Consider the following 22,484-nt stretch of genomic DNA (forward strand, 5'->3'; position numbering starts at 1 on the left):
CGCATTGTCGCCGCTGGCCGCCCGGGTGGAGCCACAATACGCCCCCATGTCTGATGTGCATTCCGAACAACTGCTGTCCGAAGTGGCTGCCTTGCCCGCCTTGCCGGGTGTCTATCGGTATTTTGATGCCGACGGGGGCTTGCTCTATGTGGGCAAGGCGCTCAACCTGAAGCGCCGGGTTTCAAGCTATTTTCAGAAAGACCACGGGGGCACCCGCATCGGTCACATGGTGAGCAAGATCGCCCGCATGGAGACCACGGTGGTGCGCTCTGAAGCTGAGGCCTTGCTGCTGGAAAACAACCTCATCAAGACACAGAACCCGAAGTACAACATCCTGTTCCGGGACGACAAGAGCTACCCCTACCTCAAGCTGGCCAACCATGCCTACCCGCGCATGGCCTATTACCGGGGCGCGGTTGAAAAGAAGCATCGCTACTTTGGCCCCTACCCCAGCGCCTGGGCGGTGAAAGAGACCATTCAGTTGCTGCAGAAGGTGTTTCGACTGCGCACCTGTGAAGACACTGTGTTCAACAACCGCAGCCGCCCCTGCCTGCTCTACCAGATCAAGCGTTGTTCGGGCCCTTGCGTCGACCTGGTGTCGGCTGAGGATTACGCCCGCGACGTGGCCGATGCCGAGCGTTTTCTGCGGGGTGAGGCCCAGGCGGTGATGGGGGAGATGGAGTCGCGCATGATGGCCCACGCCGAACGGCTGGAGTTCGAGCAGGCGGCTGAGATCCGCAATCAGATGAGTGCCTTGTCGCGGGTTTTGCACCAGCAGGCGGTGGACACAGGTTCGGATCAGGACGCTGACATCCTGGCGGTTCGGGTGCAGGGTGGGCGGGCCTGCGTCAATCTGGCCATGGTGCGCGGGGGGCGGCATCTGGGAGATCGGCCGTATTTCCCGGTGCATGTCGAGGATGCTGTCAACCTCGGTCTACTGGACGACACGGACGCACCAGCCGATGCCGATGCCGGGGCCGAGCCAGCGCTGCCGGTGGAGGTCCGTGTGCTGGAGGCGTTCATTGCCCAACATTACCCCGGGGTGCCGGTGCCGCCGTTGCTGGTGACCAGTGTGGCGGTCAACAAGCGCCTGTTGGCCACCTTGTCGGAGCAGACCGGCGTGCGGATCGCCGCTGTGCACAACCCGCGCGAGCAGCGGCGCATCTGGCTGGAGATGGCCCAGACCAATGCCGACCTGCAACTGGCCCGCCTGCTGTCGGAGGAGGGGTCGCAGCAGGCGCGAACCCGTGCGCTGGTGGACGCCTTGGATCTGGAGCCTGAAGACCTGGATGCTTTCCGCGTTGAGTGCTTCGACATCTCGCACACGGCGGGTGAGGCGACCCAGGCCTCCTGTGTGGTGTTCCAACACCACAAGATGCAGAACAGCGAGTACCGGCGCTTCAACATCGAGGGCATCACGGGTGGCGACGACTATGCTGCCATGCGCCAGGTCTTGACGCGCCGCTATGCCAAGGTGGCCGAGGCCTTGCGCGAGGCCGGCGGTGCCGCGCCCGCGCCTGGCCAGGCCCGCCTGCCGGATCTGGTGCTGGTGGATGGTGGCAAGGGCCAGGTGTCGATGGCGCGCGAGGTTTTTGAGGCCTTGGGTTTGAGCCTGTCGGTCATCGTGGGGGTGGAGAAGGGTGAAGGGCGCAAGGTGGGCCTGGAGGAGTTGGTGTTTGCCGACGGCCGAGACAAGGTTTACCTGGGGCGTGATTCGGCGGCCCTGATGCTGGTGGCACAGATCCGGGACGAGGCACACCGCTTTGCCATCACCGGCATGCGGGCCCAGCGGGCCAAGGTGCGGGTGGGGGCCAGCCGGCTGGAGGACATCGCCGGGGTCGGCCCCAAGAAGCGCGCACGCTTGTTGCAGCGCTTTGGCGGGGTGCGTGGCGTAGCCGCCGCCAGCGTGGAGGATCTGTGCACGGTCGAGGGCATCTCGCGCGACCTGGCCGAAGAGATCTACCGGGCTTTGCGCTGATCCCGGTGTCCAAGGCACCGAAATCGGGCGCGACGACCCGTTGCAGGTGCCTGAAGTGGGGCGCAAGCCACGCTTGATCCCCTCATGGCGTACTCCAGCCGCATTCAAGCCCCAAGCCGGGGCGCAAGCCGTGACACAATCGTGCCCATGTTCTTCACCATTCCCACCATCATGACCTGGACGCGCATCGTCGCGATCCCTTTGATCGTGGGGGTGTTCTATGCGCCCCTGGACCCGGCGACGCGCAACCTGATCGCCACGGTGATGTTCGTGGTGTTTGCGGCCACCGACTGGCTGGACGGGTTTCTGGCCCGCAAGCTCAATCAGACCTCTTCGTTTGGCGCGTTTCTGGATCCGGTGGCCGACAAATTTCTGGTGTGTGCCTCGTTGCTGGTGCTGGTGCATCTGGGGCGGGCCGACGTCTTTGTGGCCTTGATCATCATCGGGCGTGAGATCGCCATTTCGGCCCTGCGTGAGTGGATGGCCCAGATCGGGGCCTCCAAGAGCGTGGCGGTGCACATGATCGGCAAGCTCAAGACCACCGTGCAGATGGTGGCCATCCCATTTCTTCTGTTTGATGGGCCCCTGCTGGGGGTGGACACCGGTGTCTGCGGCACCTGGCTCATCTGGGCAGCCGCGGTGCTGACCGTGTGGTCGATGGTGTACTACCTGCAAAAAGCCCTTCCCGAGATCCGGGCCCGCGTCAAATGAGCGCAGGAGGGCAGGCGAATGGTCGCTGGCTGGCGGCCATGCCGGTGGTGTTCGTGCTGATCTGGAGCACGGGCTTCATCGTGGCCCGTTATGGCATGCCCCATGCCCCTCCACTCTCCTTCCTGTGTGTGCGCTACGCCTTGTCGGTGCTGTGTTTCGGTGTCTGGGTGCTGGTGGCGGGTGTGCCGCTGCCGCGCAGCCGGGCCCAATGGGGGCACTTGGCGGTCACCGGGGTGCTGATGCATGCAGGCTACCTGGGCGGTGTGTGGGCGGCCGTGAAGGCCGGCATGGGCTCCGGGCTGTCTTCTTTGATCGTGGGCTTGCAGCCGGTGCTGACGGCGGCGTGGATGTCCTGGCATGGCAGCCGGGTCAGCCGCTGGCAATGGCTGGGGCTGTTGCTCGGCTTCGGTGGCCTGGTGCTGGTGGTCAGTGCCAAGATGGGGCAGGGCGGTGAGGCCTCCTGGCAGGCCTTGTCCCTGGCCGTGATGGCCTTGTTCAGCATCACGATCGGAACGCTCTACCAGAAGCGCCATGTGACCCCTTGCGACGTGCGCAGTGCCAGTGCCGTGCAGTTGGGGGCCGCCTTGCTGGTCAGCCTGCCACTGGCCTGGCTGGAGCCCGAATCGATCGACTGGACGCCTGAATTGATCGGTGCCGTGGCCTGGTCGGTGCTGGCCTTGTCTTTGGGGGCGAGCTCTTTGCTGTACCTGCTGATCCAGCGTGGTGCGGCCACCCGCGTCACCAGTCTGTTGTACCTCGTGCCCCCGTGCACCGCGGCGCTGGCCTGGTTGCTGTTTGGCGAGCCGATCACCAGTCTGACGCTGGCTGGCACGGCTTTGACTGCGGTCGGCGTCAGCCTGGTAGTCCGCTCGCGGGCTTGAGCGCCGGGTTGATCTTCCAGGGTTCGCCATGGAAGCGGTTGTGCAGAAAGTCGATCAGCAGGCGCACGCGTTTGGGGGTTCTCGCCTGCCAGGGCGCCAGCCAATGGATGTCTGCGTCAGCCATGGCGTGATCCGGCAGCACCCTCACCAGATCGCCGTTTTGCAGGGCGCCGGCGATGTCCCAAAGACTGCGCAGCATGATGCCCCGGCCCGCCAGGCACCAGTCGCGTACCAACTCGCCTGAATTGCTGCTCAGCGCGCCTTTCACGGTGACGCGGTGCAGGGCCTTGCGGCGGCCCTGGCTGGACTGCAGTGTCCAGTGATCGAAGCGCTGCGCCGGGTCGCTGCCGTTTTCACGCACCACCAGACATTGATGCTGTGCCAGGTCGTCGGCGCAAGCGGGTTCGCCGTGGGCTTTCAGGTAGGCGGGTGAGGCCACCAGCACCCGCTGGTTGCGGGCCAGGCGCTTCGACGTCCACTCACCGGCCCGTGGCCCGGGCACATTCCAGAGCCAGATCGCGCCGTCGTAACCCTCCACCGTCAGGTCGGGCAATTGTTCGACCAGGTGCAACTGGACCTGCAGGCGAGGGTAGCGCTGTTGAAACTCGGCCACGGCCGGGCCGACCCAAAGCCGCCCGAACCCGAAGGTGGCGGCCAGACGAATCAGGCCGGTGGGCTCTGACTGGCGCTCGCGCAGTTCGGCTTCGGCCTGCTGAAAGCCGCGCAGCAGCACCTGGGCGTGCTCGCACAGGGCGTCTCCGTCGGCCGTGGGGCTGACCTTTCGGGTGGTGCGTTGGAACAATTGAACCCTGAGTTGGCCTTCCAGGGCCGCCAGGCGTTTGGTGATCACCGGGGGAGTCACATGCAGGGCCCGAGCGGCGGATGACAGGCTGCCGTGCTGGCGGATGGCCAGCACCAGCTCCAGATCGGATCGATCCATTGTTTCCTCTGTGGAAATGATTGCTTGCCGGATTATTGCCTTTTGCCGCGATAGAGTTGAGGCCAATCAAGAAGGCAACCCAACCCATGTTTGACAATTTCTCTACCGACACGGTGCTGCGCGAGGGGCTTGCATTGCGCACCTGGCGTGGCGGTCAGGGGCCGGGATTGCTGCTTTTGCACGGGCACCCGCAAACCCATGTGATGTGGCATCGGGTGGCGGAGGCCCTGGCCACCCGCTTCACCGTCGTGCTGATGGATCTGCGTGGCTATGGGGATTCAGGGCGCCCAGGCGCCTCGGCGGGGCATGTGGCGCACAGCAAACGGGAAATGGCGCTGGACGCCCTGGCCGTGATGCAGCACCACGGCTTTGACCGCTTTCAGGTGTTGGCGCACGACCGGGGTGCCCGGGTAGCGCATCGGCTGGCGCTGGACCGCAGTGTGGCGGTGGAGCGCATGATGTTGCTCGACATCGCGCCCACCCTGGCCATGTATGAGGGCACCACAGAAGCCTTTGCTCGCGCCTATTGGCACTGGTTTTTCCTGATTCAGCCCAGCCCTTTGCCCGAGACACTGATTGCCAGCGACCCGGCGGGCTATGTGCGGGGGGTGATGGGCAAGCGGCATGCAGGTCTCGCGGCATTCGATCCGATCGCTTTGGCCGAGTACGAGCGTTGTGCGGGCTTGCCTGGCACCGCGGAGTCGATCTGTGAGGACTACCGGGCCAGCGCCACGGTCGACCTGGCGCACGACCGATTGGATGCAGCGCAAGGGCGTGGCCTGGGCATGCCCTTGCGCGTGTTGTGGGGTGAGCATGGCGCCGTGGCGGCCAGCTTCGCGGTACTGGATCTGTGGCGCGATCGCGCTTCGCAGCTCAGTGGGCGGGCCTTGCCTTGTGGTCACTACATTGCCGAAGAGGCGCCCGACCTGCTGCTGCAGGAAGCATTTGATTTTTTCAGGAGTTGAACCATGAGCAAGAAACGCATTGCAGTCATCGCCGGCGATGGCATCGGCAAAGAGGTCATGCCGGAGGGGGTGCGCGTGATGGACGCGGCGGCCCGCAAGTTCGGCATCGATCTGCATTTTGATCACTTCGATTTTTCGAGCTGGGATTACTGCGAACGGCACGGCAAGATGTTGCCCGACGACTGGAAGGATCAGATCGGTGGGCACGACGCGCTCTACTTTGGTGCCGTGGGCTGGCCCGACAAGATTGCGGACCATGTGTCGCTGTGGGGCTCGCTGCTGCTGTTCCGGCGCGAGTTCGATCAGTACGTGAACCTGCGTCCGGCTCGCTTGATGCCCGGCATCATCGCGCCGGTGGTGCGCCGCGATGGGTCGCCACGCCAACCGGGCGAGATCGACATGTACATCGTGCGTGAGAACACCGAGGGTGAGTACTCCAGCATTGGCGGGCGCATGTACCCGGGGACTGAGCGCGAGATCGTGATGCAGGAGACCGTGATGTCGCGCATCGGTGTAGATCGCGTGCTGAAGTTCGCCTTCGAACTGGCGCAGTCGCGTCCCAAAAAGCACCTCACCAGCGCCACCAAATCCAACGGCATTGCCATCACCATGCCCTACTGGGACGAGCGGGTTGCCGAGATGACCAAGGCCTATCCTGGTGTCAATGTGGACAAGTTCCACATCGACATCCTCACGGCCCACTTTGTGCAGCGCCCCGACTTCTTTGATGTGGTGGTGGCCAGCAATCTGTTTGGCGACATCCTCAGCGACCTGGGGCCGGCCTGCACGGGCACCATCGGCATTGCACCCAGTGCCAACCTCAATCCGGACCGGCGTTTTCCGTCCTTGTTCGAACCTGTGCATGGTTCGGCGCCGGACATTGCAGGCCAGAACATCGCCAACCCGATCGGCCAGATTTGGTGTGGAGCCATGATGCTGGAGTTTCTGGGCCACAAGGACGCACACGACGCGGTGCTCGCGGCCATCGAGAAAGTGCTGGATCCGAAAAGTGGTGCACCGCGCACCCGCGACATCGGTGGCACGGCCAGCACCACGGATGTGGGGCGTGCAATCGCCGAGGTGCTCTGAGGCAAGAGAGCTCTCCAAGGGGCTGGCGCAGGACCTATTTCACGCTGCCAGCCCGAGCCCGCGCAGAGGTGTCGCAAAAACACCGCTGCGAGCGCCAAACACCCCCCGAAAAGAGTCTAGAATCCGCGTCCTTGCTGTTGCGAAACAGCTTGTTGTATTGACACCTTGAAGGTCCATCGCTTTAATCCTTTCAGCAGTTGAAGCTGCGAATGAGCCTCCCGCCCAGCGGACACAACCATCTCAGGATGGCCCAGCTGAGGGGAGGCAAGATTTTTGATGAGACAACCTGATCAACACCATTTCTGTACGAGGGGCTCCTTGTGAATAAGACTGAACTGATTGAGCACATTGCCAACAACGCCGACATTTCCAAGGCTGCCGCTGCGCGCGCCCTGGAGTCGACGATCGAGGCTGTGAAGAAGACCCTGAAAAAGGGCGGTACCGTTTCTCTCGTGGGCTTTGGTACCTTCGCCGTTGGTAAGCGCGCCGCTCGTACCGGTCGCAACCCGCGCACTGGCGATACAATCAAGATCAAGGCTGCTAAAGTTCCTAAGTTTCGTCCAGGCAAGGCATTGAAAGATGCCTTGAACTGAGATCCAGTTCAGGTGGGGTGCTTAGCTCAGCTGGTAGAGCAGCGCCCTTACAAGGCGCGGGTCGGCGGTTCGATCCCGTCAGCACCCACCACCACCGATGCGAAGGCGAACACATTGTTCGCCTTTTCTTTTTTGCCCTTGAAAGATTGCCATGTTTGAGTCCATCCGCAAGCACTCGAAGATCGTCATGATCGTGCTGTTCTTGCTGATCATTCCATCCTTCGTTCTGTTCGGCATTGATGGCTACAACCGGGCCATGGAAAAGGGCACGACAGTTGCCAAGGTGGATGGTCAAGCCATCACGCAGGGCGAGTGGGATGCCGCGCACAAGAACGAAGTCGAGCGTCTGCGGGTGCAGATGCCCAATGTGGACATCAAGCGCTTCGAATCTCCCGAAGCCCGTTACGTGACCTTGGAACGGCTGGTTCGCGAGAAAGTGCTGGCCTCTGCAGCCAGTGGTCAGCATCTGGCCATCAGCGATCAGAAGTTGGCACGTTCACTTCAGGACAACCCCACCATCGCCTCGTTGCGGCGCGAGGATGGCACGCTTGACGTCGAGCGCTACCGCCAGTTGCTGGGCTCGCAAGGCATGACCCCCGAGATGTATGAAGCCAGTGTGCGCGCCGATCTGGCGAGCCGTCAGGTGCTGGGTGGCATCAGCGCCAGTGTGGTGGCTCCGGCCGGGCAGGCCGACGTGGCATTGAATGCCTTTTTCGAGCACCGTGAGATTCAGGTGGCCACTTTCCGCCCTGCGGATTTTGTGGCACGGGTGACGCCCAGCGATGCAGACATCGAGGCCTACTACAAGGCGCACACTGCACGGTTCCAGATGCCTGAGCGTGCTACTGTTGAGTATGCCGTGCTTGATCTTGACAGCGTCAAGGCCGGCATCGCCCTCAATGAGGCCGACCTCAAGACTTACTATGAGCAGAACGCGGCGCGCCTGGCCTCCAAAGAGGAACGCCGTGCCAGCCACATTCTGATCACCTCGCCCAAGGATGCGCCAGCTGCAGAGCGCGACAAGGCCAAGGCCAAGGCTGAAGCGCTGCTGGCAGAGGTTCGCAAGGCCCCGGCCACTTTTGCCGATGTGGCTCGCAAGAATTCGCAGGATCCTGGTTCGGCCGCCAAGGGGGGGGATCTCGACTTCTTCGCCCGCGGCGCCATGGTCAAGCCTTTCGAGGACGCCGTGTTTGCCATGGCCAAGGGTGACATCAGCGACGTGGTCCAGTCTGATTTCGGCTTCCACATCATCAAACTGACCGACATCAAGGTGCCTCAGCAGAAGAGTTTCGAGGCCATGCGCCCCGAGATGGAGGCTGAGCTCAAGCAGCAGCAAGCGCAGCGCAAGTTTGCCGAGGTGGCTGAGACGTTCACCAATACCGTCTATGAACAATCCGACAGCCTCAAGCCTGTGGCCGAACGCCTGAAGTTGACCTTGCGCACGGCCAAGGACGTGACCCGCGTGCCCGGCCCCGGCCTGCCGCCTGTTCTCGGCAACCCCAAGGTACTCGCTGCCTTGTTTGGTGCCGATTCCGTGAGCAAGAAGCGCAACACCGAGGCCATCGAAGTGGGCCCCAGCCAGATGGTGTCGGCCCGCATCGTGGACTATGTGCCAGCCCGTACCCAGGCCCTGGACGAAGTCAAGGCCAAGGTGCGCGAGTTGGTGGTTGCAGAGCGCGCCCAGGCCCTGGCCCGCAAAGAGGGCGAAGACAAGCTGGCGGCTTGGAAGACCAACCCTGCCAGCGCGACGAACCTGGGTGCTGCGGTCACGGTGTCGCGTGATGAGCTCGCCAAGCAGGCCCCGGCCGTGGTCGATGCAGCCCTGCGCCAACGCGGGTCGGCGTTGCCAGCCTGGGTGGGTGTGGACCTCGGGGCACAAGGTTATGCGGTGGTTCGCGTGGCCAAGGTGGTCCCGCGAGTGGGCGTCGAGGAGGCGCGCAAGGCCCAGGAGCGTGCTCAGTATGCTCAGTGGTGGGCATCTGCAGAGGCCCGTGCCTACTACGAGTTCTTGGCTGACAAGTACAAGGTTCAGCTCAAGACCGCCAAGCCCGCACCGCAAGCTTCTGAAGAAAATTCAAATTCGGGCGGTTAAGCAGGAAATTCGGGTTATAATTTTTGTCTGCGGTGGCTGTAGCTCAGTTGGTAGAGTCCCAGATTGTGATTCTGGTTGTCGTGGGTTCGAGTCCCATCAGCCACCCCAAGCAGATCCTGAAAACCCCGTCATGTTGAACATGGCGGGGTTTTTTATTGGCGGTCTGTACACCGCCTCGCCCCCCTTTGCCTTGGGGGCAGTCTCTTGCGGTATGACCGAGGGTTTTCCACGAAGCGATCAACCGTGTCGTGGCTCTGCGCAATTTGATTCAATCCCCTTGAGTCTCCGAGACTGAACGCTGAACGCTGAACGCTGAACGCTGAACGCTGAACGCTGAACGCCGAACGCCGAACGCCGAACGCCGAACGCCGAACGCCCGGCAGCACCAGCGAAGACAGCGTCTTTGGTGTGGTTGTCGCAATATGATGCGTAAATTACATTACGTATAGATATGCGCTCTTCTTCACCTTCTTCCCAATCCGGCACCGATTTGCCGATCTCGGACAGTTGGCCCGATTTTGGCGAGGCGACGATGCCGCAGCCTCTGCGGGCGTTGTCCGAAGGGCTGGAGGGCGAAGAAACGCAACCCGATTTTCTGGAGTTTGATGTCCCGGACACCACGGCCCCGATGCCGATGGAGTCCATGTTTCCGACGCCGGACACGGGCCATCTGGCCTTGCTGAGAGACTGGCCGCACGCTGTCCTGGCACTCGAAATGGGGCGTGAGCCTCGCTTGCTGTTCTGGAATCAGCAGGCCGAGAACATGCTGGGATACGAGTCTCTGGACCTGGTGGGCAATCCGCTGGGTTTGACACTCTTGTGCCCTGATCAGGATTATCGAACCCGTAAATTGTCCGAATTGCAGCAGTTGGGCACGGCCGGTGTTGATCTGGAGTGGACGCTGACCTGCCGGGACGGGCAGAAACTGCGTTTGGCGTGGTCTCTTTTGCCCATGTTGCAGACGCAGGGTGTGTCCAGGGTGTTCTGGTTGGTGGGGGTTGATGTCAGCCGGCGAGCGTTGACCGAACAGGCTTTGCGCGGGCGGGACCGATTGTTGCGCTCGCTTTTCCGGCACCTGCCTGACATGGTTTATCTGAAGGATGGCAGGGGCACTTGGCTGATGGCCAACCCCGCCGCTCTGGCGGTGGTGGGATTGACGGAGGCCCAGGCCATTGGGCACAACAACCTTGAGCTGGCGGACCGGGGCTCGCCGATGGCGGCCGCATTGCGTTTGAGTGCGCTCAATGAGGAAGCCACCTGGCAGACGGGCCGTGCTTCCCATCTGCAAGAGGTGGGAGATGACGCTCAGGGCATGGCGCGATCGTTCGATGTCGTACGGGTGCCTAGTTTTGCCCGGGATGGCAGTCGTTTGCACATGTTGGTGATTCGCCGCGACGTCACGGAGCAGCGAACGGCTGCCACCAAGCTGGAGCTGGCGGGGCGTGTGTTGGACCAGGGCAGTGACGGCATCGTGATCTGTGATGCCGATCGCCAGGTCATGATGGTCAACCAGGCGTATTCGGACATCTCCGGATTTGCGGCCGACGAGACGGTAGGCCGCACGTACAAGTTGCTGGCCGATGGGCAGCATGATGAAACATTTCAAGCCTCCATCTGGACTGCCGTGCACGAACATGGCCGGTGGAGCGGTGAGGTCTGGGGTCGGCGCAAGACGGGCGAGGTCTATCCGCAGTGGTTGATCCTGTCGGCGTTGCGCCACCGGGCCAGTGGCGAGCTGACCCACTATGTCGCAGCCATCTCTGATCTGAGCTCCCGCAAGGCGGCCGAGGAGAAAATTGCTTTTCTGTCCACCCGTGATGTGGTCACAGGCCTGCCCAACCGCACCCAGGTGGCCATGCGGGCCGAGGTGGCGCTGGATCGCGCCCGCATCGAAGGCGATGGTGTGGCCTTGCTGGTGGTGGACATCGACAATTTCAAAACCCTCAACGATTCACTGGGGCATGCGGCGGGCGATTTTCTGTTGCGTGAAATTGGCCAGCGGCTCCAGAATTTCGGCGGTGGGCAATCGGTGGTGGGGCGCTTGAGTGGTGATGAGTTTCTGTTGATGCAGGCCGGTATCAAGACCACCACGGACGCGGCCCACCTGGCCAGCGCCATGATGGAGGCCGTTGCGCAGCCGGTGACATTCGATGGCCTGCCTGTGAATGTGTCCCTGTCGGTCGGGGTGGCGATGTTCCCCTCCGATGGGGATCGTTTTGACACCTTGTTTGGCCGGGCTGATGCGGCCATGTATGCGGCCAAGCGAGGCGGGCGGGCCGCCTATCAATTCGCCACGGCCAGCATGAATGATGCTGCGCTGGAGCGCCTGCAACTCGAGGCCGCCCTGCGTGCGGCGATCGAGCAGGAGGCCTTGAGGCTGGAGTATCAGCCCCTGATCGAGTTGTCTTCTGGGCGCATGGTCGGGGTCGAAGCGCTGTGCCGCTGGGACGACCCGGAGCGTGGCTCGATTCCACCGGGTGTGTTCATCCCCCTTGCCGAAGACTCGGGCCTGATTCAGTCATTGGGACGTTGGGTGCTGCGCGAGAGCACACAGCAGTTGAAAGTCTGGCATGACGCTGGTCACACCGAACTGTTGATGGCCGTGAACCTGTCGGCCCGGCAGTTTCAGCATGGGGCGGTGCTGACCCAGGTTGAGGAGTCCTTGGTGGCCTCGGGCATCAACCCGGCGCGCCTGGAGCTGGAGCTGACCGAGAGTGTGCTGCTGCACGATGGTGAGGCGGTGATGAACACCCTGCGGCAACTCAAGGCGCTGGGCGTGAAGCTGTCAATCGACGACTTTGGGACCGGGTATTCCAGCTTTGCCTACCTGCGGCGCTTCAAGTTCGACAAGATCAAGATTGATCAATCGTTTGTGCGCGACCTGATCGACGACCCGGAAGATGCCGCCATTGTGCGCGGCATCATTTCGCTGGCCATCAGCCTGGGCTTGGCCGTGCTGGCCGAAGGTGTTGAAACCGATGCCATCGCGCAGCGCCTCAAAACACTCAAATGCACCTATGCGCAGGGTTACCACTTCGCCAGGCCCTTGCGACCAGAGGCTTTGGCAGAGAAATTTCTGACCGAAGCGGGTTGAGCCGCCTGCCAGCAGGGGCCGCTCACCGCAGGCTGAAAAGGCCCCCTTCGTCGGGGGCTGCTGCCATCAGGGGTTGGTCATCACCAGCTTGCCCATCACGCCGCGTGACCCCATGTGGGCATAAGCCGCCTTCAGGTCAGACATCGGCATGGTGCGATCGATCACGGGCTTGATCTTGCCCTGGGCATACCACTGAGCCAGTTCAGCCATCATGGCGGCATTGGCTTGTGGTTCCCGGCGGGCAAAGTCGCCCCAGAACACCCCCACCAAAGAGGCGCCCTTGAGCAGGGGCAGGTTCAGCGGCAGGTTGGGGATCGGGCCTGAGGCGAAACCCACGACCAGGTAGCGACCGCGCCAGGCAATGGAGCGGAACGCGGGTTCGGCAAAGTCGCCGCCCACGGGATCGTAGATCACGTCCGGGCCTTTGCCACCTGTCAGGGCTTTGATCTTCTCGCGGAAGGCATTGGGCACGCTGTCGACGCTGTAGTTGATGGTCTCATCGGCGCCGATCTGTTTGCACAGGGCGCATTTCTCATCGGTCGAGGCCGCTGCAATCACCTTGGCGCCTGCGGCCTTGGCAATCTGGATGGCGGCGGTACCCACGCCACCCGCCGCGCCCAGCACCAACACGGTTTCACCCGCCTTGAGTTGGGCCCGGTCCACCAGGGCATGCCATGAGGTGGCATAGATCATGATGAAGGCAGCGGCGTCAACGTGAGGGAACCCCGCCGGCAGTGGCATGCAGAGGGCGGCTGGTGCCAAGGTGTGGGTGCCAAACCCGCCGGTACCCGAGAGGCAGGCGACGCTGTCGCCCACCTTCAGGTGCTTGACCCCTTCGCCCACGGCGGCCACCACGCCGGCATATTCCGAGCCTGGAACAAAGGGCAGGGGGGGCTTCATCTGGTATTTGTTCTGCACAATCAGCAGATCCGGGAAGTTCAGGCTGGCCGCCTTGATCTCGATCAGCACCTCGCCCGGCTTGGGGCTAGGGGTGGGCAGTTCCTTCCAGCTGAGGGCGTCCACGCCCACGGGGTTCTCGCAAAGCCAAGCATGCATTCGAATGTCTCCTGAATTTCAACCCAAAATCATAGGTGGGCTGTCTGGCGCGGGTGTGTCGCTGTAGCGACGGCTTTCAAGCCGGGTGCGCCTGCTCACGAGGGGCACCCTACAATCCGCTGTCCATCCATCAGACCATGAAAATCCTCCTTTCCAACGACGACGGCTACCAGGCGCCTGGCATCGTGGCCTTGTACGAAGCCCTGAAATCCATTGCCGATGTTGAGGTGGTGGCGCCGGAGCAGAACAACAGTGCCAAGTCCAATGCGCTCACGCTGCATTCGCCGCTGTATGTACACCGTGCTGCCAATGGCTTTCGCTTTGTCAACGGCACGCCAGCCGACTGCGTGCACATTGCGCTCACGGGGCTGTTGGGCTATCGGCCCGATCTGGTGGTGTCGGGCATCAACAATGGTGCCAACATGGGGGACGACACGATTTATTCAGGTACCGTGGGTGCGGCCATGGAAGGCTACTTATTTGGTATCCCGGCCATCGCGTTTTCCCAGGTGGAAAAGGGCTGGGCCGAGTTGGATGCTGCAGCCCGCAAGGCTCGCGAGATGGTCGAACAGATCCAGTCCCAATCCATGATCGGCGCACAGCCCTGGTTGTTGAACGTGAACATGCCCAATCTGCCCTACGACCAGTTCAAGCCGGTGCGTGTGTGTCGCCTTGGGCGCCGTCATGCGGCCGAGCGTGTGATCACCCAGGAAAGCCCCCGTGGGGAGACCATGTACTGGATTGGTGGAGCGGGCCCGGCCAAGGACGATTCCGAGGGCACCGATTTCCACGCCACCGCTCAGGGCCATGTCGCCATGACACCGCTGAAGGTGGACCTGACCGATCACGACTTGCTGGGGTATTGGTCCCAGACGGCGGCCAAGCTGCATCAGCCCCAGGGAGCGCGTTCGTGAACCGCCGCCCTGGCTTTCCGGCGCGCCTGGATCAGGCGGTGGCGGCGCCCCGCCCCTCAGGGGCGCCAGCGCCCGTGCCGACCCGTGGGGTTCGCGCTCCGGAGCGAGGCAGCCCGTGGTCTGCACCTGCCGGGTTGGGCATGGATTCCCAGGCGGTGCGCCAGCGCATGGTGCAGAAACTGGCGGCACAAGGGATCCAGTCGGCCAGTGTGTTGGCCGCCATGGGCCAGGTCGAGCGCCACGCATTTGTCGACAGTGGCCTGGTCAATCAGTCCTACGAGGACACCAGCCTGCCGATCGGCCTGGGCCAGACCATCTCAAAACCGAGCGTGGTGGCCCGCATGCTGGATCTGCTGCTGCAGGCCCCCATCGTGGCCCAGGGCGGTCTGGGGCGGGTGCTGGAGGTGGGGACAGGCTGTGGCTACCAAGCCGCGGTGTTGAGCCTGCTGGCGCGTGAGGTGTATTCCATCGAGCGCTTGCGCGGCCTGCACGAAAAAGCCCGTGACAACTTGCGGCCCATGCGTCTGAGCAACCTGCATTTGCTGCTGGGCGATGGCATGGAGGGCTTTGCCAAAGGGGCCCCTTACGCGGGCATCGTGGCCGCGGCAGGGGGCGATGCTGTGCCCCAGGCGTGGTGTGATCAACTGGCTGTTGGCGGGCGCCTGGTGGCCCCCACGGTGATGGCCGCCGGCAAGCAGGCTCTGGTGGTCATTGACAAGACGGCCCAGGGGCTGCAGCAGACCGTTCTTGAGGCGGTGCACTTTGTCCCTCTAAAATCAGGCATTGCTTGAAGGAAAGACATACTTATGCGGGGTTTGCAAGGGCGGAGTGTTTGGTGGACTGTGGCGGTGCTGGGCCTGTTGCTGACAGGATGCGCCTCCAAGACGGGACGCCAGGCGCCTGTCGAAGAGCGTGGCCCGCAATCGGTCAATTCGGCATCGGCTCCGGCGCCGGTTGTGGTGCCCCCCAAGCCTCTTCCAGGTGCCGAGAATGCCGGCAAGCCGGGCTACTACACCGTCAAACCTGGCGATACCTTGATTCGCATTGGGTTGGAGTCCGGGCAGAATTGGCGCGATCTGGTGCGCTGGAATGGCCTGGACAACCCCAATCTGATTGAGGTCGGCCAGGTCTTGCGCGTGATACCGCCCTCGGCGACAGTAGCTGAAAGCGGCGCTGTGACTCGCCCGGTGGGCAACCCGACGGTCACGCCGACCAATGGGGGCGCGTCCGGGGCGGCCAAGGCCGGTACCGCCGCGCCGGCTGCATCGGGTTCGACCGCCGCGACAACCCCAACGGCGCCCGCCGCGCCGGCTGCCCCGACCGAGGACGATCCCGGCTTCATGTGGCCTACAGGTGGTGCCTTGCTGGCCGGCTTTGATGAGGCCAAGAACAAGGGCCTGGACTTGGCCGGCAAAGCCGGCGACCCGGTGCTGGCTGCTGCGGATGGGCGTGTGGTGTACGCCGGCGCTGGATTGCGGGGCTACGGCAACCTGATCATCCTGAAACACAACAACACCTTCCTCACGGCCTACGCCCACAACCAGCTTTTGCTGGTGAAAGAAGACCAGGCGGTGCGCAAGGGGCAGAAGATCGCTGAGATGGGGAACAGTGACTCTGACAGGGTGAAGCTTCATTTCGAGATCCGGCGGCAGGGCAAGCCGGTGGATCCCTCCCGCTACCTGCCCAACCGCTAGCCCAAAAGGCCGACCCATCATGACCGTGCGCAACGATGAACCTGTTCCTGGTGAGTCTGATGCGCATGAGGAAGCGCCTGCAGACGACGGATTGCTCGCTGCGGATGCGGGGCCGGATGGGGAGGCCGTGGCAGCCTCGCTGGCCCCCTTGCCCGCCGATGTGGAGGGGGGCGATTCGCTCGCGGTCTATCTGAGGGAGGTGCGGCGCAAGCCTTTGTTCACCCCGCAGGAAGAATTGGCGGTCGCCACCCGGGCCAGGGCAGGCGATTTCGAGGCTCGTCAGTCGATGATCGAGCACAACCTGCGCCTGGTGGTGAGCATTGCCAAAGGGTATGCCTCACGTGGCGTTCCCATGTCCGATTTGATCGAAGAGGGCAATCTGGGGCTGATGCATGCCATCGACAAATTCGAGCCTGAGCGGGGTTTCCGTTTTTCGACGTATGCCACTTGGTGGATTCGCCAATCGGTTGAGCGGGCGGTGATGAACCAGGGGCGGGTGGTGCGCCTACCGGTGCACGTTGTGCGCGAACTGCAGCAGGTGCTGCGGGCGAGGCGCTCGCTTGAAAATGACCCCAGCTTTGTGGCGCGCCGGCCCGACGGGGTGCGCGCTGAGGATGTGGCGGCGTTCCTGGGGCGTGAGGTGCAGGAGGTGACTGAACTCCTGGCCATGGCTGAGGCTCCCAGATCCCTGGATGCTTCACTGGATCGTTCCGGGGACGATCACACCCTGGGCGACACCCTGGTGGATGAGTTGGCGACCGACCCCAGCGGCCTGACCCAGGAACATCAGGTCGAGCGCCTGTTGGACCGCTGGGTGGATGGTTTGTCCAGCCGCGAGAAAGAGGTGCTGACTGGGCGTTTTGGCTTGCATGACCGTGAGCCTGAGACCCTGGAAGTCTTGAGCGAACGCCTGGGGCTGACCCGGGAGCGGGTGCGCCAGATTCAGAACGAGGCTTTGTTCAAACTCAAGCGCCACCTGGCTCGGCACGGCATCTCACGCGATGCGTTGTTGTGATCCGTTGATGGGGATGGCGTGACGGGCCGCCCATGAGAGCCTGTTCACGAGAACAGGCTCTGAGACAATCGGGGCATGACAACCGTTTCCGAGCCCCACATCACCGACGACCCGAGCTCCGGGTTGCTGCCTCCCGCTGACACCCCAGCCAGCGCCGACCTGCCACCGGGCTGGCTGGCCATCGAATCACTTGACCTTGAAGCGCAAGGGGTCGCCCGTCGCCCCGATGGTAAGGTTGTGTTTGTCGATGGCGCATTGCCGTTTGAGCTGGTCAGTGCTCAGGTCAACCGCAAAAAGAACAATTGGGAGCAGGCCACCCTGACTGAAATCCACCGAGAGTCTTCCCAGCGCGTACGCCCTGGTTGCAGCCACTTTGGATTGCACGCCGGTGCCTGTGGGGGCTGCAAGATGCAGCACCTGCATGTGGGGGCTCAGGTGGCCGTCAAGCAGCGTGTCCTCGAGGACAACTTATGGCATCTGGGCAAGGTCAAGCCCGAAACCTTGCTGCGGCCGATTGAAGGCCCGGCCTGGGGCTACCGTTACCGTGCGCGCCTGTCGGTGCGCCATGTCATCAAAAAGGGGACGGTGCTGGTGGGTTTCCATGAGCGCAAGAGCCGCTATGTGGCCGACATGAGCGAGTGCCCTGTGTTGCCACCCCACGTGAACGCCATGCTGCTGCCTTTGCGTGCCTTGGTGGCCGGCATGGAAGCCCGAGACACGTGCCCGCAGATCGAACTGGCGTGTGGGGACGATGTCACTGCGCTGGTCCTGCGGCATCTGGAGCCCCTCAGCGAGGGCGATCTGGCACGTTTGCGTGGGTTCGCTGCCGAACATGGGGTTCAATGGTGGTTGCAGCCCAAGGGGCCCGATACGGTGCACCTGCTGGACCCTGAAGGGCCGCAGTTGGCCTATTCGCTGCCTGAGTTTGGCATCGTCATGCCTTTCAAGCCGACCGATTTCACCCAGGTGAATCCTCACATCAACCGGGTGCTGGTCAGCCGGGCCCTGCGCTTGCTGGATGTGCGCAAAGACGAGCGCGTCATCGACTGGTTCTGCGGTCTGGGCAATTTCACCCTGCCGCTGGCCACCCAGGCCCGCGAGGTGCTTGGCATCGAAGGCAGCGAGGCGCTGGTGGCACGTTCGCGCACCAACTATGCCGGCAATCAGGCATCAAGGGTGGAGGCGCCTTTGTGCCCCACCGGTTTTGTGGCCCGGAATTTGTTTGAAATGACCCCCGACATGCTGGTGGCCGATGGCTATGCCGATCGATGGCTGGTGGATCCGCCTCGTGAGGGGGCCTTTGCACTGGCCAAGGCCTTGTCTGATCTGCACCAGCAGCATCTGCTACAACCCGGCAGCCTGCCTGAGGGCTGGACGGCCCCGAAGCGCATCGTGTATGTGAGTTGCAACCCGGCGACGCTGGCCCGAGATGCTGGGCTGTTGGTCCATCAGGGGGGCTATCGTTGCACCGCGGCGGGCGCCGTGAACATGTTCCCGCACACGGCCCACGTGGAAAGCATGGCCATGTTCGAGCGCACCGCAGCCTGGGATTGAGCGCAGGGCCGCCTTGGTCGCGGCCCTCAGTGCTTGTCGCTGCCCTTGCCCTTCTTGGGTTTGGGTTCGTCTGCCTCGGCGGAGGCCTTGCTCTCCGCGCCTTCGGGGGGCGAGGCCGTCGGAATCGGTATGACCGAAGGGGCACCTTCGATCTTGTTGTCCCGCATGTATTGGTCCATTTCTTTCCAGCCATCAAAAATGGCGGATTTGGGGGCCTTGGGGTTCAGTGTGTAACAGTCTTCAATGCCACGCTGGGCGTAACGACAGGCGCCACCTGTGGCTTTGGCATCGGCCTCGCGCTGAACGACCTTCGGATCGGGGCCGAGGCCCGGAATGTCACAACCCGCCAGCATCAGCAAGGCAGGGGCGAGGATCAGCAGACGGCGCGCAAACATGATGAAGCCTGGTCAGAGTGTCTATGAGGATTATCGGCGTCACCTGAGGCGAGTTGAGCCAGGTTCATCGTCGACATGAAAAAAGGCCCCGCAGGGCCTGTTTTTTATCGCGGCACGCTTGCTGCCAACTCAACGTTATTCGCGTTCGCCGCCGAAGATGCCCAGCAGTGCCAGCAGGTTCTGGAACACGTTGTACAGGTCCAGGTACAGCGACAGGGTGGCCGAGATGTAATTGGTTTCACCACCATCGATGATCTGCTTGATGTCATACAGCATGTAGGCGCTGAAGATGCCGATGGCGGCCACGGACAGGGCCAACATGCCTGCAGAGGAGCCGACGAACGCATTCACCAAGCTGCCCACCAGCAGGACCAGCACACCCACGAACAGCCACTTGCCCAGGCCCGAGATATCACGCTTGATCACGGTGGCCAGGCTGGCCATCACGAAGAACACACCGGCCGTACCACCGAAGGCGGTCATGACCAGTTCCGGGCCGTTCTTGAAGCCCAGCACCATGGCGATCAGGCGCGACAGCATCAGCCCCATGAAAAAGGTGAAACCCAGCAGCACCGGAACCCCGGTGGCCGAGTGTTTGGTTTTTTCGATGGCGAACATGAAGCCGAAGGCCCCAGCCAGGAAGACCACCAGGCCGATACCACCGGACAGCATGGCCGACAGGTTGGTGACGACGCCGATCCAGGCTCCCAACACGGTGGGCACCATGCTCAGGGCGAGCAGCCAGTAGGTGTTGCGCAGCACGCGATGCCGCTGCTCTTGCGACAAAACATTGCCATAACCCACCGACAGGTCGATGTTTTGGAAAGGTTGGTTCATGAATGAATCTCCTTGGGGAACGGCCAGAACTTGGCTTCTAAGGCATTCTAAGTGGGGACGATGAGGCGATTCTTAAAGACCCGCCTGCCAAAGGTTGGCATGCTGTCCAAATAGTGAAAATTGTTTTTCATCTAGCATCCCCTGGTGCCGGCTGAGGTGCCGCTATCCTTGCTTCTTTTCGACCACCATCAAAGGTTTTTCATGCAAACCAAGTCCGTTCTTGAACTCTCCGATGTCAAAGCCATTGCCGCAGCTGCTGAAGCAGAAGCCCTGAAGAACAAGTGGGCCGTGACCATTGCCATCGTGGATGACGGTGGACATCTGCTCTGGCTGCAACGCCTTGACGGCGCGCCGGCCATCTCGTCGCACATTGCACCGGCCAAGGCGCACACGGCCGCGCTGGGCCGCCGTGAAACCAAGGGTTACGAAGACATCATCAATGGCGGGCGCTACGCCTTCCTGACCGTGCCCAAGGTTGAGGGCCTGCTGGAGGGCGGGGTTCCTATTCTCAAGGACGGCCATTGCATCGGCGCGGTGGGTGTGAGCGGCGTGAAGTCTTCGGAAGACGTTCAGATCGCCAAGGCAGGCATTGCCGCCGTTGGCTTGTAAGCCTCTCGTCGCCAAGCCACCCGATGCGGTGGCTTGGCGTTGGGGATTTCATGTGCAAAAGCCGCTGACCCTCTTCGGGCAGTGGCTTTGTTTTGGGGGCGGCAGCACATCGGGCAGCTGCCGCATGGGCTGTGCCGCGAGGTGTGTGCCTGGGCTTCAGTTTTTGGGCTCGGTGATGAAGCCGATTTTCTTCAGCCCCGCATGCTGAGCGGCGGCCATGGCCTGGGCCACGCGTTCATAGCGAACCTCGCGATCACCCCGGATGTGCAACTCTGGCTGGGGCTCTTTGGCCGCGTTCTGGGTCAGCATGGCCTCCAGTGCAGCATCGTCGATTCGAGTTTCATTCCAGAAGTAGCTGCCATCGGCAGCGACTGACAGACGAATGGTCTCTGGTTTGGCGGCCTCGGGCTGGTTGCTGGCACGGGGCAGATCAACGTTCACCGAGTGCTTCATCACCGGGATCGTGATGATGAAGATGATCAGCAGCACCAGCATGACATCCACCAGGGGGGTCATGTTGATTTCACTCATCACCTCTTCAGAGTCTTCCTGACGTCCGAAGGCCATGATCAGACCCCTTTCTTGAGGGCCACCACGCTGGTGTTGGCACCGCTGTGAACCCGCGCTCCTGTCACGAAGAAGGCGTGCAGGTCATGGGCGAAGCTGTTGAGTTTGTTGAGAATGGCCTTGTTGCCTCGAACCAATGCGTTGTAGCCCAGCACGGCGGGAATGGCCACGGCCAATCCCAGGGCCGTCATGATCAATGCCTCCCCGACGGGGCCAGCCACTTTGTCGATGGTGGCCTGGCCGGCCGAGCCGATGCCCAACAGCGCGTGATAGATGCCCCACACGGTGCCAAAAAGGCCCACAAAGGGTGCGGTGGAGCCCACCGAGGCCAGCACGGCCAAGCCACCCTGCAGGCGAGCTGTGAACTCGTCAATGCCGTTGCGAAGGCAGCGGGTCACCCAATCACTGACGTCAAGGCTGTCGTGCAGATGCACCTTGGTGTTGCTGTGGTGCGCGGTGGCATCGCGCCCATCCAACGCCAGTTGGCGGAAGGGGTTGTCCGCATCGGTCCCCAGGCTGTTGAGACCGGCGCTCAGATCGGGGTTGTGCCAGAAGTCTTCGGCCGCGCGGGCGAACTTCTTGTATTTGATGATGTCCAGCGCCTTCAGGATGATGACGATCCAGGAGGCCAGCGACATGCCCAGCAGCAGCAGCGCAACGGTCTTGGTGACCAGGTCGCCTTGGGCCCAAACGTGGGCGAGTCCGAATTCGGTTTCCATTGAAAAGTGCTCCGTGAATTATTCGAGAACGAAATTGAGGGGAACCTGAAACCACATGGTTTCAGGGACACCACCGCGTTTGCCGGGCACGTAGCGCCAGCGCATCACGGTGGTCAAAGCGGCTTGGTCCAGGCGGTCAAAGCCGCTGGATTGCTTGATTTCTGCTTTTTGCGGCAGACCGTCTGCGCCGATCAGCACGCGCAGGATTACCTTGCCTTGTTCGCCCAGGCGCTTGCTGATGGCCGGGTAGGCAGGCTTGGGGTTTTGCAGGTAGTCGGCATCGCTGGAGGGCAGTTCGACCTTGGGCGGGGCCGGTGGCGCAGGGGGCGCTGGCGGCGCGGCAGCCACTGGCGCCGCCACCGGAGGGGCGGGTGGTTGAGGGGTGCTGACCCCTGTCGGCGCAGCAGGCGCTGGCGTGGGATCTGCAATGGCCACGGGTTGAGGGGCCGGCGGCAGCGGCGTGGGGCGGGGTGCCACCGTTTTGGGCTGGGGTACCTTGGGCACCGGAGCCGGGGGCGGTGGCGCCTTGGGGGCAGGCGGTTCGATGAGCTCGCTCAGGACTTCGGCTGGAATGATGACTTCGACCGCGCGTCGGATCAGGCCGCTTTGCAGTCCCCACAATGCCAGGGCATGAAACAGAAGCACACCACCGATGACCGCGCTGTTGCGACTGATTTTGGGACGTGCGGGAATGGATTGGGCGTGCATGGTCAGGGGTTGTGCGGGGTACCGAGTCTGGGGTTGGGGCGGGCCCTGTCCGTCATCGACGAAACACCCACCA

At 62.6% G+C, this 22,484-nt stretch carries 21 protein-coding genes and 2 tRNA genes; 16 read left to right on the forward strand and 7 right to left on the reverse strand.

From position 1 onward, the window contains the following. Nucleotides 1-46: 46 nt before the first annotated feature. The 3 genes from uvrC (at nt 47) to AC3WUT_RS00450 (ending at nt 3,570) form a co-directional block, all read left to right on the forward strand. Nucleotides 47-1,978 carry an excinuclease ABC subunit UvrC gene (gene uvrC, locus AC3WUT_RS00440; RefSeq protein WP_492345105.1) on the forward strand — a complete coding sequence of 644 codons (1,932 nt, stop codon included), beginning with the start codon at nt 47-49 and terminating at the stop codon, nt 1,976-1,978. Between the two features lie 147 nt (nt 1,979-2,125). Continuing rightward, on the forward strand, nt 2,126-2,689 hold the full coding sequence (pgsA, locus tag AC3WUT_RS00445; RefSeq protein WP_492345106.1) for a CDP-diacylglycerol--glycerol-3-phosphate 3-phosphatidyltransferase: 564 nt from the start codon (nt 2,126-2,128) through the stop codon (nt 2,687-2,689). Then, nucleotides 2,686-3,570, forward strand: coding sequence for a DMT family transporter (locus tag AC3WUT_RS00450; protein WP_492345107.1), 885 nt, complete (start codon nt 2,686-2,688; stop codon nt 3,568-3,570). Before pgsA ends, AC3WUT_RS00450 begins: the two co-directional genes overlap by 4 nt. Here the strand turns inward: AC3WUT_RS00450 and AC3WUT_RS00455 are convergent. Beyond that, nucleotides 3,542-4,510 (reverse strand): LysR family transcriptional regulator, encoded by a 969-nt coding sequence (locus AC3WUT_RS00455; RefSeq protein ID WP_492345108.1) that lies wholly within the window; start codon nt 4,508-4,510, stop codon nt 3,542-3,544. The genes AC3WUT_RS00450 and AC3WUT_RS00455 overlap by 29 nt on opposite strands. Nucleotides 4,511-4,596: 86 nt before the next feature. On the opposite strand from AC3WUT_RS00455, the gene AC3WUT_RS00460 reads away from it, so the two are divergent. The 7 genes from AC3WUT_RS00460 (at nt 4,597) to AC3WUT_RS00490 (ending at nt 12,343) form a co-directional block, all read left to right on the forward strand. Further along, nucleotides 4,597-5,475 carry an alpha/beta fold hydrolase gene (locus AC3WUT_RS00460; RefSeq protein WP_492345109.1) on the forward strand — a complete coding sequence of 293 codons (879 nt, stop codon included), beginning with the start codon at nt 4,597-4,599 and terminating at the stop codon, nt 5,473-5,475. Between the two features lie 3 nt (nt 5,476-5,478). Then, the gene (locus AC3WUT_RS00465; protein WP_492345110.1) at nt 5,479-6,564 is read left to right on the forward strand and encodes a tartrate dehydrogenase; all 1,086 of its coding nucleotides are present in this window, start codon (nt 5,479-5,481) and stop codon (nt 6,562-6,564) included. 320 nt (nt 6,565-6,884) lie between these two features. After that, nucleotides 6,885-7,157: an HU family DNA-binding protein gene (locus AC3WUT_RS00470; protein WP_007858657.1), complete on the forward strand. Its 273-nt coding sequence runs from the start codon at nt 6,885-6,887 to the stop codon at nt 7,155-7,157. Between the two features lie 15 nt (nt 7,158-7,172). Then, nucleotides 7,173-7,248, forward strand: a tRNA-Val gene (locus AC3WUT_RS00475). 60 nt (nt 7,249-7,308) lie between these two features. Next, complete coding sequence (locus AC3WUT_RS00480; protein WP_492345111.1) at nt 7,309-9,249, forward strand: SurA N-terminal domain-containing protein; 1,941 nt, start codon at nt 7,309-7,311, stop codon at nt 9,247-9,249. 32 nt (nt 9,250-9,281) lie between these two features. Next, a tRNA-His gene (locus AC3WUT_RS00485) sits at nt 9,282-9,357 on the forward strand. A 424-nt stretch (nt 9,358-9,781) separates the two neighbouring features. Then, the gene (locus AC3WUT_RS00490) at nt 9,782-12,343 is read left to right on the forward strand and encodes a sensor domain-containing protein (protein WP_492345112.1); all 2,562 of its coding nucleotides are present in this window, start codon (nt 9,782-9,784) and stop codon (nt 12,341-12,343) included. 66 nt (nt 12,344-12,409) lie between these two features. Here the strand turns inward: AC3WUT_RS00490 and AC3WUT_RS00495 are convergent, their stop codons facing one another. Continuing rightward, entirely contained in the window at nt 12,410-13,399 is a 990-nt protein-coding gene (locus tag AC3WUT_RS00495; protein WP_492345113.1) for an NADPH:quinone oxidoreductase family protein, read from the reverse strand. Nucleotides 13,400-13,536: 137 nt separating this feature from the next. On the opposite strand from AC3WUT_RS00495, the gene surE reads away from it, so the two are divergent. The 5 genes from surE to rlmD all read left to right on the forward strand — a co-directional run bounded on the left by surE (nt 13,537) and on the right by rlmD (nt 18,576). After that, on the forward strand, nt 13,537-14,313 hold the full coding sequence (gene surE / locus AC3WUT_RS00500) for a 5'/3'-nucleotidase SurE (protein ID WP_492345114.1): 777 nt from the start codon (nt 13,537-13,539) through the stop codon (nt 14,311-14,313). Further along, nucleotides 14,310-15,104, forward strand: a complete 795-nt coding sequence (locus tag AC3WUT_RS00505; RefSeq protein WP_492345115.1) for a protein-L-isoaspartate(D-aspartate) O-methyltransferase — start codon at nt 14,310-14,312, stop codon at nt 15,102-15,104. The genes surE and AC3WUT_RS00505 overlap by 4 nt, the downstream gene beginning before the upstream one ends. A 15-nt stretch (nt 15,105-15,119) precedes the next feature. Further along, nucleotides 15,120-16,007, forward strand: a complete 888-nt coding sequence (locus AC3WUT_RS00510; protein ID WP_492345116.1) for a peptidoglycan DD-metalloendopeptidase family protein — start codon at nt 15,120-15,122, stop codon at nt 16,005-16,007. Between the two features lie 19 nt (nt 16,008-16,026). After that, on the forward strand, nt 16,027-17,022 hold the full coding sequence (rpoS, locus tag AC3WUT_RS00515; protein ID WP_492345117.1) for an RNA polymerase sigma factor RpoS: 996 nt from the start codon (nt 16,027-16,029) through the stop codon (nt 17,020-17,022). A gap of 75 nt (nt 17,023-17,097) precedes the next feature. Next, nucleotides 17,098-18,576: a 23S rRNA (uracil(1939)-C(5))-methyltransferase RlmD gene (gene rlmD, locus AC3WUT_RS00520; RefSeq protein ID WP_492345118.1), complete on the forward strand. Its 1,479-nt coding sequence runs from the start codon at nt 17,098-17,100 to the stop codon at nt 18,574-18,576. A gap of 26 nt (nt 18,577-18,602) precedes the next feature. On the opposite strand, the gene AC3WUT_RS00525 is transcribed toward rlmD, so the two are convergent. Together AC3WUT_RS00525 and AC3WUT_RS00530 are read right to left on the reverse strand one after the other, a co-directional pair. Next, nucleotides 18,603-18,971, reverse strand: a complete 369-nt coding sequence (locus tag AC3WUT_RS00525) for a hypothetical protein (protein ID WP_492345119.1) — start codon at nt 18,969-18,971, stop codon at nt 18,603-18,605. Between the two features lie 135 nt (nt 18,972-19,106). After that, nucleotides 19,107-19,808 (reverse strand): Bax inhibitor-1 family protein, encoded by a 702-nt coding sequence (locus AC3WUT_RS00530; protein WP_492345120.1) that lies wholly within the window; start codon nt 19,806-19,808, stop codon nt 19,107-19,109. Nucleotides 19,809-20,009: 201 nt separating this feature from the next. Between AC3WUT_RS00530 and AC3WUT_RS00535 the strand changes: the two genes are divergently transcribed. Further along, nucleotides 20,010-20,417 (forward strand): GlcG/HbpS family heme-binding protein, encoded by a 408-nt coding sequence (locus tag AC3WUT_RS00535; protein ID WP_492345121.1) that lies wholly within the window; start codon nt 20,010-20,012, stop codon nt 20,415-20,417. A gap of 156 nt (nt 20,418-20,573) precedes the next feature. On the opposite strand, the gene AC3WUT_RS00540 is transcribed toward AC3WUT_RS00535, so the two are convergent. Genes AC3WUT_RS00540 through AC3WUT_RS00550 form a run of 3 tightly spaced genes read right to left on the reverse strand, consistent with a single transcriptional unit; the run spans nt 20,574 to nt 22,411 of the window. Then, nucleotides 20,574-20,984: an ExbD/TolR family protein gene (locus tag AC3WUT_RS00540; protein WP_492345122.1), complete on the reverse strand. Its 411-nt coding sequence runs from the start codon at nt 20,982-20,984 to the stop codon at nt 20,574-20,576. Between the two features lie 2 nt (nt 20,985-20,986). Then, complete coding sequence (locus AC3WUT_RS00545; RefSeq protein ID WP_492345123.1) at nt 20,987-21,703, reverse strand: MotA/TolQ/ExbB proton channel family protein; 717 nt, start codon at nt 21,701-21,703, stop codon at nt 20,987-20,989. A gap of 18 nt (nt 21,704-21,721) precedes the next feature. Further along, a complete protein-coding gene (locus AC3WUT_RS00550) occupies nt 21,722-22,411 on the reverse strand; it encodes an energy transducer TonB (RefSeq protein WP_492345124.1) in 690 nt (229 codons plus the stop codon). Between the last annotated feature and the right edge of the window lie 73 nt (nt 22,412-22,484).

The sequence above is a fragment of the Curvibacter sp. EU05-FHT14A10 genome, assembly GCF_058791075.1.